This is a genomic window from Pseudomonadota bacterium, from assembly GCA_039818985.1.
Lineage (GTDB): Bacteria > Pseudomonadota > Alphaproteobacteria > Sphingomonadales > Sphingomonadaceae > Alterisphingorhabdus.
In genome coordinates this window covers 238,011-250,992 of the sequence record JBCBSU010000002.1, presented here as the reverse complement: position 1 = coordinate 250,992, position 12,982 = coordinate 238,011, and the positions used below count along the sequence as shown (strand labels likewise).

Below are 12,982 nucleotides of genomic sequence, written 5' to 3'. Positions count from 1 at the left end.
ATTTAGCCTTGCAGCAAGCGCGCCGCCACCGGGGCGTGATAGGTCAGCACCCCGGAACAGCCGGCGCGCTTGAAGGCGACCAGCTTTTCCATCAACAGCGCATCGCGGTCGCCCGCACCGACACTGGCGGCGGCCTCGAGCATCGCATATTCGCCCGACACCTGATAGGCGAAGACCGGCACATCAAAGGTCTGATGGGCACGGCAGATAATGTCGAGATAGGCAAGGCCCGGCTTGACCATCACGCTGTCGGCGCCCTCATCGATATCGAGCGCTATTTCACGCAGCGCCTCATCACTATTGGCCGGATCCATCTGATAGGTCTTCTTGTCGCCCTTGAGCAGCCCGCCCGAACCCACGGCATCGCGGAAGGGCCCATAAAAGGCACTGGCATATTTGGCAGCATAGGCCATGATTTGCACATTGGAATGGCCATCGCCTTCCAGCGCCTCTCTTATGGCGCCGACACGGCCGTCCATCATGTCGCTTGGCGCGATGATATCGGCACCCGCTCTCGCCTGGTTCAATGCCTGTCCGCGCAGCACCTCGACGGTGGCGTCATTGGTGACATAGCCCTGCCCGTCGAGCAGCCCGTCCTGGCCATGGCTGGTATAGGGATCGAGCGCGACATCGGTGAGTATGCCAAGATCATCGCCCACAGCGTCTTTGATCGCGCGGATTGCCTGGCACATCAGATTGTCCGGATTGAGCGCTTCCTCGCCGCCGTCGCTGCGCTTTTCCGGCTCGGTATTGGGGAACAGCGCGACACAGGGAATACCAAGAGCAACCGCCTCGCGGGCACGTTCGACAATTCGATCGACCGACCAGCGCGAGACGCCCGGCAGCGAAGCCACCGGTTCCTCATTGCCTGCGCCCTGGGTGATGAACAGCGGCCAGATCAGGTCTGCGGGAGACAATATGGTTTCGCGCACCATGTTACGCGACCAGTTATGAAGGCGGGTACGGCGCATCCGCACGGCAGGATAATGTGTCATATGAGCAGGATAGCCCAGCGCTTTGTGACAGGCCAGCCTAAGTTGTGCTTTGCGCGATCAGCCGGTCGATCTCGCGTTCGGGCTCTTCCGCCTCGGTGGGCGGCGCCAGGGCCTCCAATGCCGCACCCGGTTCGAGCGCCAGCAACTGGTCGCGGCGCGCCATGAATTTCTTCAGTTCATTGCCCGACAATGTCGCACGTGTCGTGAAGCGCACCGAGAGCGGGTTGATGGCCTTGCCGTTGCGATACAGCTCATAATGCAGATGCGGACCGGTGGAGAGACCGGTGGAGCCGACATAGCCGATAATCTGGCCGCGGCGTACCCGCTGGCCATTGGAGACGGCGATGCGGCTCATATGGGCATAGCCGGTAGCGAGGCCACCGCCATGGTTGATCTTGACGAACTTGCCAAGGCCACCCCTGCGCGCGGCATAGGTGACGCGGCCATCGGTGGCGGCATAAATCGGTGCCCCGCGCCTTGCCCTGAAATCGACACCGGCATGCATCCGGCGATAACCCAGTATCGGGTGACGGCGCATGCCATAGCGCGAGGAGACGGGGCCATTGACCGGACGCGCCAGCTCACCGCGCTGCTCGCCGACACCTTTGGGGTCAAACCACTGAAAGCGGCCATTTTGCTGCCAGTTGACCAGCTCGACTTTGGGCGTTTCACCGCGATGGAGCGCCGCATACATCAGCTTGCCGACCTGCCGTTCGCCGGTCTCGGCGCGCTTATAGGCGACGACAAAATCGAACTCGTCGCTGGCGCGGACATCGCGACCGAGCGAAATCTGACCTGAAAGTGCCTTGAGATATTCCTGGATGGCTTTGGGCGGGGCGCCGGCAGCGCGGGCCGAGCGGTACAGGCTGTCGCCAACCCTGCCGCGGATACGCAGCGGTGTGCTGTCGACGGTGATCGGCCTGCGGATCAGTGCAAAGTCATTGCCGCCGGTGTCGACATTGCGCACGATTTCGAGATTGAGATCGAACCGGGCACGAAAGGCCAGGCTGTCGACCGGGCGCGCGACATTGCGCGATGGACGACGACCGAGGACGATATCCAGCCGGGTACCGGGCTCAATATCGTCGAGTGCGATGGCATCTTCCACCAGTCCGGTGAGGATCTGCGCCTGGTCGCCGCCAATACCGGCGCGGCGCAGCACCCGACCGAAACTGTCGCCATTGCCCAGGGTCGCGGCGAGCGCAATGCTCGGGCGTTCCGGGCTGGAATTAAGCGCGATCACCGCGTCAGTGGCGCCCATTTTGCGGCCGGTGTCACTGCCCAGTGCCAAAGGCGCAATCAGCTGGGTGCGCCATTCATCGCGTTCCGATGTGGTCAGTGCGGTCGCCGGGCGGGCCTTAAGGCTGCTGAAATCGGGCCAGAAGCTGATCGCCGCGATCATCAGTACCAGCATGGTGACAAGGCCGCGAAACCATTGCGGGCTGCCGATATCGGCGCCGAGATCGGGAGCCCAGTCCACGCCGCGCAAACGGGCGATGATGTCGGCGCGCCAATTGCCTGTCAGGAGTGACGGATTGGCTTCAAGCGTTACGCTGTCGGCCATGGCGAGTTGCCCCGCGCCCATATCGGGACCGGTGTTGTGCGCAGCGCCATGCGGACCATCAGCGTGATACATGGCGGATGCCGGGCTCCATGGTCGAAAGGCTGCTATTGTGGATGGCGATTATCGCCATGCGGGATACCTCATAATTATGCGGAATCTTTGTGAAGAAAGTGGGTTAAAGTCAAATTAACACGCGAATCGCCTCGCGATGCTTGCGCCGGGCTGTGGCATTTGCCCGACAAACAGCTTTTCCGGTACTATTTCCGGCGAGTCGAGGCCTTTGTTGCCGGATATTATGGGCAGCCGAAAAGCCGGGTATTTCCTCATCTCCGCGCTTGCACTGACGGCGTTCAACCCCGACATAGAAGAGACAGTCATGGCCCATCGTGATCCGTCCTTCACCCGCCTGCCGGCCTCCGAAAAGGTTGTCGCCGTGCTCGGCCCGACCAATACCGGCAAGACGCATCTCGCGGTCGAACGTCTGTGCGGCCATAGTTCTGGACTGATCGGCTTTCCGCTGAGGCTATTGGCGCGTGAGGTCTATGACCGGGTATGCGCCGTAAAGGGACCGGAAGAAGTAGCGTTGATTACCGGTGAGGAACGCATCGTACCCGATGGCGCGCGCTGGGTATTGGCCACGGTCGAGAGCATGCCGATGAGCCGGGACTTCGCCTTTGTCGCAATCGACGAGGCGCAACTGGGCGCCGATCCGGAACGCGGTCATGTGTTTACCGACCGGCTGCTCCACGCCCGGGGCCGCGAAGAGACGATGATTCTCGGTTCGGACAGTCTGCGGCCGATGATCGAGGCGCTTTTGCCCGAGGCGGAAATCATCTCGCGCCCGCGCTTTTCGACGCTGAGCTATGGCGGCCACAAAAAGCTGTCGCGCCTGCCGCCGCGCACCGCGATTGTCGCCTTTTCGGCCGAGGAGGTTTACGCCACCGCCGAACTGCTCAAGCGCTTTCGTGGCGGTGCAGCGGTGGTGATGGGGGCTCTCAGCCCGCGCACCCGCAACGCTCAGGTGGACATGTTCCAGTCGGGCGAAGTCGATTATCTGGTGGCCACCGACGCTATCGGCATGGGCCTCAATATGGATGTCCATCATGTCGCCTTTGCGGCGCTGCGCAAATTTGACGGGCGCCGCCAGCGACGGCTGACCATCGCCGAAATGGCCCAGATTGCCGGGCGTGCCGGACGGCATCAGCGCAACGGCACCTTTGGCACGCTGGCCGCCTCGGGCAGCGAAGCTGCGCATTTGAGCGATGATGAGATTTCCCGGATAGAAGGGCATGACATGCCGCCATTGTCCTCGCTCTACTGGCGCGAGGCGGAGCCGGATTATCATAATGTCGCAGCGCTGATCGACAGCCTGCAGTGGCGGCCCGGGCATGACATGCTGCGCGCTGCACCCGAGGCCACCGATCTCGCGGTGCTGCAGCGACTGGTCGAACAGGGGGTAGTCACGGCCGATGCGCACGGCGCTGCTTTGGTGCAGCGGCTCTGGGCCGTTTGCGGCCTGCCCGATTTTCGCCAACTCGGGATTGATCATCATGCGCGCTTTGTTGCCGGACTGTGGCGCTGGCTCGAACAGGGGATGATCCCCGTCGATCATGCGGCGCGCAAGCTGGACGAGATCGACCGCACGACCGGCGATGTCGGTATGCTGGCCGGTCGTCTCGCCGCCATTCGCAGCTGGGCCTATATCGCGCACCGTGCCGATTGGGTTGCTGATCGCGCGGCGCTGGCGGCTCGCGCGGAGGATATTGAGGAGCGGCTGTCCGAAGCGCTGCACAAGGCGCTGACCGAGCGTTTTGTCGACCGGCGCGCGGCGATATTGATGCGACGATTGGCGCAGGACAGCAGCCTGATGGCGGTCGCTATCGAGGATGATGTGGTGCAGGTCGAGGGCGAGCCGATCGGACGTCTTGACGGTTTTCGCTTCGTTGTCGGCTCGGCTGCCAGGCTGGCCGACCGCAAATTGCTGCTGGCTGCGGCCGAGCGGCATCTGCCGCGGCTGTTGCAGGGGCGGGTGACGATGCTTGCTGGCGATGATGATAACCGCTTTGTGCTGTCCGATGCCGATGCGCTGTGCTGGCGTGATGCCCGGGTGGCGCGGCTGCAGCGCGGCGCGGCGATGCTGCGCCCGGCCATTGTGCCGGATCGTTCGCTAATGGCACTCGATGCCGCAGCACGCCAGCAGATCGAGGCGCGGTTGCAACGCTGGCTGGATGGCCGGATCGCGCATGATCTCAAACCCTTATTGGCGCTTGCGGGACTGGCTGACGATCCCGAGCAGCCGGCGACTTTGCGCGCCATGGCGCTGCAACTGTGCGAATCGGGCGGATGTCTCAGCCGCAAGGGCACGGTGCCGGAATTGCCGCAGGCGCTCGATCCCGATCAGAAAAAGCTGTTGCGGCGTCACGGCGTAGTGTTCGGCACCTATGACATTTTTGTCGCCCGGCTGAATGCCGTGCGGGCGCGGCAATTGCTGCGGCGGCTGGTGGCGCTGTGGGGGCGCAGAGACTTTGCCAAGGACGATGCAGGCGCGTCGCTGGCTCCGGTGCTGCTGGCTGCGGCACCGGATGATCCCGCTGCGGCGCATGCTGTGATGGGTTATCGCCGCTTCGGCGGACAGCGCTTGCGGGTCGATCTGTGCGAGCGCCTGGTCCGGGCGGCGCATGAGGGCCGTCATGGCAGTACCGATGCCTTTGCCATTGATGATGCGCTGGCGCGATCCATGGGTCTCAGTGAGACCAGCTTTGCCAAGCTGTTGCATGGTGCCGGTTTCCGCAAGACGGTGCCGCCTGATACCGGCGGAAAGTCCGATGAGGCTGCGACGGTCGAGAGCGGCGAGACAGGCATAATCGCCAATGAGGATGCACCTGTCGTGCAATATTGGCGCTGGAAGGGGTTGCGCGCCCGATCCGGAAAACCCGGCAGAAAAGCGCAGCGACCAGCGGATGCGGAAAGCGGAAAGAAGCAAATGGCGAAAGCCCGCAAGCCAGGCAGGAAATCGACTCGCAACCATCAGCCGGCGGCGACCGGGCATCCGGCCTTTGCGGTGCTCAAGGACATGATGAAATGAGCATGGCGGACCGGGACACGCTGCGGCTCGACCTGTTGCTGTGGTATCTGCGTTTTGCCCGCAGCCGTTCACTGGCCAAGACCATGGTACAATCGGGCAAGCTGCGGTGCAATGGTCGCCGCGTGGTCAAGGCGCATCATCAGGTCGGTATCGGTGATGTGCTCACTCTGATGCATCGCGGGCGGGTGATCGTTATTCGCGTCGATATCCTGCCGGGGCGGCGCGGTTCGGGATCGCAGGCAGCAGGGCATTACCACCATTTGTCCGGTCGCGATGGCCTGTCTGTGGCGACTGATAGAGAAAATGTATCGGCTGAAATATCAAGTGCAGTTGACGTGTCGGTAAAGTGACAATAGCAGAGCAAGCTGTTTATCGGACTTTAGGAGCTCCGCTGCGATGACCTATGTGGTTACCGACGCCTGTATCAAATGCAAATATATGGACTGTGTTGAAGTCTGTCCCGTCGATTGCTTCTATGAAGGCGACAATATGCTGGTGATCAACCCCAGCGAATGCATCGATTGCGGCGTGTGTGAGCCGGAATGTCCGGCAGAGGCAATCCTGCCCGATACCGAGGACGGGCTGGAGAAATGGCTCGAGGTTAACACCAAATATTCCGAGGAATGGCCGAACATCACGGTCAAGCGCGATTCTCCGCCCGATGCCGATGAATATAAGGGTGTCGAGGGCAAGTTTGAGAAGTTCTTCTCCCCGGACCCGGGTGAGGGTGATTAGGACCCTGCCTCTGGCATATTGGCCCGATTGTCATTGTACCGAATCGTCGGACGGAAACAGCTGGCCGGGCACCGTTCATAAAAACTGGCTTTTATGTGACGAATCTGTTAAAATGATATGGAAAGCGCGTGGAACCTACTCCGCGCGCTTTTTTGACACGGGATTTTAGGCCGCGCCTGTATCACTCGCAGCGGGGCCGGAATATGCAGATGAGCGCTATGACACAATGTGCCTGCCTTGCTGGTTTACCAGCGCATATTCAATCTCTCTGACACAGAAAGGTTAGTGAATGTCCGCCAAGGCTCTGTCCTTTGATGTAGGCGACTATGTCGTTTACCCGAAACATGGCGTCGGCCGCGTTGTCGAGCTTCAGAATGAAGAAATTGCCGGTATGCAGCTGGAACTCTATGTACTGCGCTTTGAAAAGGAGCGTATGACCCTGCGCGTGCCGGTCAACAAGGTTGAAAGCATCGGCATGCGCAAATTGTCCTCTGACAAGACGCTGCGCGAAGCGCTCGATGTGCTCAAGAGCAAGCCCAAGGTGAAGCGCACCATGTGGTCGCGCCGGGCCCAGGAATATGAAGCGAAGATCAATTCGGGCGATCTGGTATCGATCGCAGAGGTGACGCGCGACCTGTTCCGCGCCGATGACCAGCCGGAACAAAGCTATTCCGAGCGGCAGATTTTCGAAGCGGCGTCGAGCCGTCTGGCGCGCGAGCTGGCGGCCATGGAGAAGACTGACGAGCCGACGGCTCTGGCGAAGATCCTCGAGATCCTCAACGAATATGCCCCGCTTTATTATGAGAATGCCGAGGAATCCTGACCTCACGGCAATCATAATCAGGCATATACCAATTAAAGGGCGCCCCGATGATTGGTCGGGGCGCCCTTTTTTGTGCCTTTCCATATTGTGCAGGCAGGAGCATTGTATTACAACAGCAATACACAAGGAATCATCCTGTCCTGTCAGACAGGCTTTTGAAAAGGAACGGGCATGAAATTCTCTTTGCCGCTTCTGGGGAAGCTATCCGCGAGCGCTCTGGCCGCATTGGCGTTGAATGCCTGTGTCATCAGCATCGATGACGAAGATGTTCACAGCTATGCAGGTGAAGATGGCAATGCCCCGGTAATTGGCGAGACGGTGACTACCGCATTTTTTGACAATGTCACCCTGGAAGGTCCGGACAATATTGTCATCGTCCCGGGTGATACCCCGTCATGGATGGTTTCGGCAAATAGCCATGATGTGCGCAATCTGCGGATCAGTGTTGAGGGTGATACGCTGCGGATCAGGCGGTTGAGGGACCGTTATTATCGCAACCGCAGCTATGACCCGGCCAATATCATCGTCACCGCGCCCGTGCTCCGTGGCTTCTCGGTTGCCGGATCAGGCGACGCCACCATCACCGAGATGACTGGCGAAAGTGCAGCGATCAATATTGCCGGTCCGGGCAATGTAACTGTCGGCACAGTGAATGTCTCGCAGCTCGATGTGCAGATTGCCGGATCCGGTCAGGCGGTCATGGCTGGCGCTGCCGGCTTTCTGAACCTTTCGGTCGCGGGACCGGGCGATATGCGCGGGGCTGATCTCAATGTCAGCCGTGCTGCCGTATCCATCGCCGGATCGGGTGACGCCGAATTCGCTTCGGACGGTGAAGTCGACGCCAGTGTTATCGGGTCGGGGGATATTACCGTGCGCGGTTCTGCTATATGCAATGCGGATCGCAGCGGATCGGGCAGTATCAGTTGCGGTTGAACAGCTGGCCAGGCTGCCCTGAATTTGGAGACGAAATAATGCGCAAATTCCCATCCACGCTTCTCAGGATTTCCATAGCGGCGACCGCTGCTCTCGGACTGTCCGCATGCAGCCTTTCCATTGGCGATGACGATGATGGTGAGGCCCCGGTTGCCGGCGAGACCGTCACCAGCGGCAGCTTTGACGAGGTCAAGCAGGCCGGACCCGACAAGGTGGTGATCGTTCCCGGTGATACTGCAAGCTGGACCGTGGATGCCGATGCCGACACGGTCGAAAAAATGCGGATCAGCGTCGATGATGGTGTGCTGAAAATCCGCCGCAAAAACGAGATGTTCGGCTGGGTCAGCAGCGGTGACATAGCCACGGTGCGTGTCACCATGCCGGTGCTGCGGCGCTTTACCTCCGCCGGATCGGGCGCTGCGGATATTGCCGAGATGACCGGCGACAGCGGCGAGATCGCCATTGCCGGTTCCGGCTCGGTGTCGGTCGACAAGATAGATGTGTCGCGTCTCGAGCTTGATATTGCCGGTTCCGGCAAGGCGGCTCTGGCCGGCACCGCCGAACGCATGGAATTGTCGCTTGCCGGCTCGGGTGATGTTTCGGGCAAGCAGCTGAAGGTCGACAGGGCGGACGTGTCGGTCGCCGGCTCGGGCGATGTCGATTTTGCGTCCGACGGCGAGGTTGAGGCCAATATTGCCGGATCGGGCAATGTCACTGTCACAGGCTCGGCAAAGTGCACATCCAGGGCCATGGGCTCGGGTGAAATCAGCTGCAACAAGCCCGGCTGATGCGACAGCGGGCTTGACCGGCCACATCGTCACGGCGCATGGCTATGCGATGCGCATCCTGTTCTCCCGGTCCCTGTATTGCATGGCGATAGCCTGGGCCATGCTGCTGTCAGTGACAAGCAGTCCCGCCCATGCTGCGGAGCGCAGCTTCAGCACCGGGAATTTCACCGCTATCCGCATTGTCGGCGATATGGACATCCGTATCGTGAGCGGTCCACGCAAACAGGTCGTCGCCACCGGCTCGCATGTCGTGCTGAGCCGCTTTTCGGTGCGCACCAGCGGCCGTGTCCTGACCGTCATCATGCGCCAGGCACGCACCGCATCGGACGAGGAGCCGCCATTGCTGCAGATCACCGCGCCGGAGGTCACCGCGATAAGTTACCAGGGCAACGGTTTCGTCGATATCGAACAGCTGGTGGGCCGTAATGTTCGGCTTAGCCTGATCGGGGCCGCCTCGGGCCGGGTGCGTATGGTTGCCGCCCGCTCGCTGCTCACCAGCATGACCAGCTCGGGCAGCCTGGTGCTTGAGGGCGCCGCGGATCGGCATGATATCGCCATAGGCGGCTATGGCAATGTCGATGCCGTCGGCATGCAGGCCGAGAATGTCAATATTGTTGCCGAAGGCACGGTTGAACTGGTCATTCATGCGCGAGACAGCGCAACCGGCCTGGCCAGCGAGGGGGCAAAGGTAACGATTGTCGGCGGCGCGGATTGCGATGCCATATTGATCGCCGGGTCCGAACTGGTCGACACCGAGGTGCTTTGCGGCGAGGATGCCATCGCCGAAGACGAGCCTTGATCTAAATCCGCTCGGTCTCGACTGAGGCATCAGAGGCGCGCAGCGCGGCGATGATCCGCATCAAATGCTGCACATCCTGCACCTCGAGATCGATCTCGAAGCTGTGAAACGGTTCGTCGCGCTGCACCAGCCGCAAATTCATGATATTGGCTTGGTGGTGGCTGAAAATACCGGTCACTTCGGCCAGCGTGCCCGGTCGGTTGTGCAGCACCAGCCGCAGCCGCGCGGTAGCGCCGATCGAGCGCGCGTCCCAGGCCAGGTCGACCCAGTCGGCATCAATACCACTAACCAGATTCATGCAGTCTATGGTATGCACCTGCACCGGTTGGCCTGGCTGACGCAGGCCGACAATGCGGTCACCCGGTACCGGGTGACAGCATTGCGCCAGCTCATAGGCGACGCCCGGCGTCAGGCCGCGGATCGAGATGGCGCGGTTCTGCTTGCGCCAGTCGCCCTCATCGGTATCGGAGGTGCTGCCGGGTACCAGCGCCTCCATCAGGTCGCGGTCGGAAATCTTGTTGGTGCCGATGGCATGCATCAGCGCGTCCTCATCCTCGACATTGAGTCGCTTGATCGCCGCCTTCATCGCCTTTTTGCCAATCTTGCCCGGCAGCCGCTCGCATATTTCATCATAGAGCATGCGGCCAATGGCGCCGATTTCCTCACGCTCCTTGTGACGCACAAAGCGGCGGATGGCGGCGCGCGCCTTGCCGGTGACGACAAAGTTGAGCCAGCCGGGCTGGGGTTCCTGGCCCTCCGATTTCAGGATTTCGACGATATCGCCATTGTCGAGCTGGGTCCGCAGCGGGACGGTACGGCCATTGACCCGGGCACCGACGGCCTGGTCGCCGAGATCGGTATGCACCGAATAGGCAAAATCAACCGCAGTGGCACCGCGTGGCAACTGGTGCAGCGCACCCTTGGGGCTGAAGGCGAAAATCCGGTCCTGATACATCGCCATGCGCGTGTGCTCGAGCAACTCATCGGCGTCATCGGCATTTTCGAGGATGTCGAGCAGGTCGCGAATCCAGCCGGCCTGGCCATCGGGGCGGGCACCGCCCTGCTTATAGGCCCAGTGCGCCGCGAGACCGAATTCGCTCTCGCGGTGCATTTCCTCGCTGCGGATCTGAATCTCCACCCGCATCGACTGGCCATAGATGATGGCGGTGTGCAGCGAGCGATAGCCGTTGCGTTTGGGGGTCGAGATATAGTCCTTGAAGCGGCCAGGGATCATGTTCCACTTGCGATGGATGATCCCGAGCGCACGATAACAGTCTTCCTCATTGGCGGTAACAACACGGAACGCCATGATATCGGTCATCTGCTCAAAGCTGACCTGCCGCTCCGCCATTTTGCGCCAGATCGAATAAGGGTGCTTTTCGCGACCGCTGACTTTGGCTTGCAGCCCTTCATCGGCGAGCACCTGCTGCAGCGATTCGGCGATATTATCGACCGGTTCGCTGCCATCCTGTTTGATCTGCTCAAGCCGTTCGACAATGGTGGCATAGGCATTGGGCTCAAGCTGCTCGAACGACAGAAGCTGCATCTCGCGCATATATTCATACATGCCGACGCGCTCAGCCAGTGGCGCATAGATATCCATGGTCTCACGGGCGATGCGCTTGCGCTTTTCGGCGCTCTTGATGAAATGCAGCGTGCGCATATTGTGCAGCCGGTCGGCCAGCTTGACCAGCAGCACTCGCAGATCGTTGGACATGGCGAGCAGGAATTTGCGCAGGTTTTCCGCCGCGCGTTCATCGGCGGTCTGGGCCTCGATGCGCGACAATTTGGTAACGCCGTCGACCATGCCGGCGATTTCCGGGCCGAATAGCTGGTCGATCTCCTCAACCGTGGTCAGCGTATCCTCGACCGTATCGTGCAGCAGCGCGGTGACGATGGTTTCTTCGCCCAGCTTGAGGTCGGTCATCAGCCCGGCGACTTCGATCGGATGGCTGAAATAGGGGTCGCCGCTGGCGCGTTTTTGCGATCCGTGGCGCTGAACCGAGAAGACATAGGCACGGTTGAGCAACGCCTCATCCGCATCGGGGGCGTATTCCTTTACCCGTTCCACAAGTTCATATTGTCTGAGCATCGCCACCATTACGCTGATTTTCTGCGGCAAATGCAATAGAAAAGCCCGCGCAGCTGTCACATAATGCCTTGAGGGGAGTTAAGGCGTGGATGTGACGTGCCGCGCGGGCAAGTTTACTGCTGACTGACGAAAATTGGGAGAGCGCCGGCGCCAGCAGCTATTCGGTAAGAATCATTACCGGTCGTTGCACTCGGCAATGGCTTCGGCATCCATGGCTTCGCCACGGGTGCTGAATTCGGTGACTTCACCCATTTTGCGAACCAGACGGGCGCAGACATTGGCCGGACGGCTGGTGGCTTTGGGCGCGCGGCAGGTATCGCCGGAGCAGCGCCATACGACGCCGCGGATGATTTCGGTCTGCTTCTCGACCGGGGTGGCCAGCTTGGCTTCATAATAGACCGAGCTGCCAGCCTGGACCGGAGCGGCGAAGAAGGTGAAGGCGCTGACGGTTGCGATGGCAGCGGTGGTTGCACTGAGGAGACGTGACATGGCTTTTTCCTTTCGGTTTCGGGCCGGGTTATGCAGGCAAACATTTTCAGTTGCGAATCACTACCTAATATATTAGGTTTTAAGTTGCAACTAGAAACTGAAATTATTTTCGATAAAATTTTGTTGGCGCTGGCAGATTTTGCGCTAGATTGGAAAACCTGATGGGCAAGCTCCGTGAACCACTGTCTGAAATAGCCGAGAGCTGTGCTCTCCCTTCGGCTCTGGAAGCGATGGGCGAGCGCTGGTCATTTATGATCTTGCGCGGCTCTTTCAATGGGCTGCACCATTTCGAGGAATTTCTCGATCATCTCGGTATCGCCCGCAATATATTGTCGAACCGCCTGACCCGGCTGGTCGAGGCAGGGATATTGAAACGCGCGCCCTGCGCCGATGACCGCCGCAAGGTCGAATACCGGCTAACCGAAAAGGGCATGGCGCTGCTGCCGGTGATGATTGCGCTGCGCCAATGGGGCGAGCAATGGGGTACCGGCATTCCGTCCAACCCGGTGCTGTGCGACGAGCGCGACCGCAAGCCGATCGCCCAGGTCGCCATTCATGCGCATGACGGCCGCAAGCTCGGCCCGGAAGATTTGTGCTGGATCGACGAGAAGGATCTCGAAGAAGCGCATGACGGGGTGGTCACCGACAGCATCCACAAGCTCGCGGCCCGTTAATTCAC

12 protein-coding genes are annotated in these 12,982 nt (G+C 60.5%); 8 read left to right on the top strand and 4 right to left on the bottom strand.

Annotated features, from left to right (window positions below):
• Positions 1 to 2 precede the first annotated feature (2 nt).
• Positions 3 to 995: a porphobilinogen synthase gene (gene hemB, locus AAFX04_12875; GenBank protein ID MEO1046328.1), complete on the bottom strand. Its 993-nt coding sequence runs from the start codon at positions 993 to 995 to the stop codon at positions 3 to 5.
• Between the two features lie 37 nt (positions 996 to 1,032).
• Positions 1,033 to 2,631 (bottom strand): M23 family metallopeptidase, encoded by a 1,599-nt coding sequence (locus AAFX04_12870; protein MEO1046327.1) that lies wholly within the window; start codon positions 2,629 to 2,631, stop codon positions 1,033 to 1,035.
• Between the two features lie 223 nt (positions 2,632 to 2,854).
• Between AAFX04_12870 and AAFX04_12865 the strand changes: the two genes are divergently transcribed.
• From AAFX04_12865 to AAFX04_12835, 7 genes are all read left to right on the top strand, one after another.
• Positions 2,855 to 5,644 (top strand): helicase-related protein, encoded by a 2,790-nt coding sequence (locus AAFX04_12865; GenBank protein ID MEO1046326.1) that lies wholly within the window; start codon positions 2,855 to 2,857, stop codon positions 5,642 to 5,644.
• Positions 5,641 to 5,994, top strand: coding sequence for a S4 domain-containing protein (locus AAFX04_12860; GenBank protein ID MEO1046325.1), 354 nt, complete (start codon positions 5,641 to 5,643; stop codon positions 5,992 to 5,994). The genes AAFX04_12865 and AAFX04_12860 overlap by 4 nt, the downstream gene beginning before the upstream one ends.
• Before the next feature lie 46 nt (positions 5,995 to 6,040).
• A complete protein-coding gene (fdxA, locus tag AAFX04_12855) occupies positions 6,041 to 6,379 on the top strand; it encodes a ferredoxin FdxA (protein MEO1046324.1) in 339 nt (112 codons plus the stop codon).
• Positions 6,380 to 6,668: 289 nt separating this feature from the next.
• Complete coding sequence (locus AAFX04_12850; GenBank protein MEO1046323.1) at positions 6,669 to 7,202, top strand: CarD family transcriptional regulator; 534 nt, start codon at positions 6,669 to 6,671, stop codon at positions 7,200 to 7,202.
• Between the two features lie 171 nt (positions 7,203 to 7,373).
• Positions 7,374 to 8,135 (top strand): head GIN domain-containing protein, encoded by a 762-nt coding sequence (locus AAFX04_12845; GenBank protein ID MEO1046322.1) that lies wholly within the window; start codon positions 7,374 to 7,376, stop codon positions 8,133 to 8,135.
• 38 nt (positions 8,136 to 8,173) lie between these two features.
• The gene (locus AAFX04_12840) at positions 8,174 to 8,923 is read left to right on the top strand and encodes a head GIN domain-containing protein (protein ID MEO1046321.1); all 750 of its coding nucleotides are present in this window, start codon (positions 8,174 to 8,176) and stop codon (positions 8,921 to 8,923) included.
• A 13-nt stretch (positions 8,924 to 8,936) separates the two neighbouring features.
• Positions 8,937 to 9,722, top strand: coding sequence for a DUF2807 domain-containing protein (locus AAFX04_12835; GenBank protein MEO1046320.1), 786 nt, complete (start codon positions 8,937 to 8,939; stop codon positions 9,720 to 9,722).
• 1 nt (position 9,723) lies between these two features.
• On the opposite strand, the gene AAFX04_12830 is transcribed toward AAFX04_12835, so the two are convergent.
• Positions 9,724 to 11,814: a bifunctional (p)ppGpp synthetase/guanosine-3',5'-bis(diphosphate) 3'-pyrophosphohydrolase gene (locus tag AAFX04_12830; protein MEO1046319.1), complete on the bottom strand. Its 2,091-nt coding sequence runs from the start codon at positions 11,812 to 11,814 to the stop codon at positions 9,724 to 9,726.
• Positions 11,815 to 11,988: 174 nt separating this feature from the next.
• Positions 11,989 to 12,303 (bottom strand): hypothetical protein, encoded by a 315-nt coding sequence (locus tag AAFX04_12825; GenBank protein ID MEO1046318.1) that lies wholly within the window; start codon positions 12,301 to 12,303, stop codon positions 11,989 to 11,991.
• A 161-nt stretch (positions 12,304 to 12,464) separates the two neighbouring features.
• Here AAFX04_12825 and AAFX04_12820 point away from each other — a divergent pair, with 161 nt between their 5' ends.
• Positions 12,465 to 12,977 (top strand): helix-turn-helix domain-containing protein, encoded by a 513-nt coding sequence (locus AAFX04_12820; GenBank protein ID MEO1046317.1) that lies wholly within the window; start codon positions 12,465 to 12,467, stop codon positions 12,975 to 12,977.
• Positions 12,978 to 12,982 lie beyond the last annotated feature (5 nt).

Excerpts from the sequence above, each read along its gene's own strand:
- AAFX04_12830 (MEO1046319.1), bottom strand. The coding sequence starts at position 11,814 with ATGCTCAGACAATATGAACTTGTGGAACGGGTAAAGGAATACGCCCCC.
- AAFX04_12850 (MEO1046323.1), top strand. The coding sequence starts at position 6,669 with ATGTCCGCCAAGGCTCTGTCCTTTGATGTAGGCGACTATGTCGTTTAC.
- hemB (MEO1046328.1), bottom strand. The coding sequence starts at position 995 with ATGACACATTATCCTGCCGTGCGGATGCGCCGTACCCGCCTTCATAAC.
- AAFX04_12820 (MEO1046317.1), top strand. The coding sequence starts at position 12,465 with ATGGGCAAGCTCCGTGAACCACTGTCTGAAATAGCCGAGAGCTGTGCT.
- fdxA (MEO1046324.1), top strand. The coding sequence starts at position 6,041 with ATGACCTATGTGGTTACCGACGCCTGTATCAAATGCAAATATATGGAC.
- AAFX04_12840 (MEO1046321.1), top strand. The coding sequence starts at position 8,174 with ATGCGCAAATTCCCATCCACGCTTCTCAGGATTTCCATAGCGGCGACC.
- AAFX04_12860 (MEO1046325.1), top strand. The coding sequence starts at position 5,641 with ATGAGCATGGCGGACCGGGACACGCTGCGGCTCGACCTGTTGCTGTGG.
- AAFX04_12845 (MEO1046322.1), top strand. The coding sequence starts at position 7,374 with ATGAAATTCTCTTTGCCGCTTCTGGGGAAGCTATCCGCGAGCGCTCTG.
- AAFX04_12865 (MEO1046326.1), top strand. The coding sequence starts at position 2,855 with ATGGGCAGCCGAAAAGCCGGGTATTTCCTCATCTCCGCGCTTGCACTG.
- AAFX04_12825 (MEO1046318.1), bottom strand. The coding sequence starts at position 12,303 with ATGTCACGTCTCCTCAGTGCAACCACCGCTGCCATCGCAACCGTCAGC.
- AAFX04_12870 (MEO1046327.1), bottom strand. The coding sequence starts at position 2,631 with ATGTATCACGCTGATGGTCCGCATGGCGCTGCGCACAACACCGGTCCC.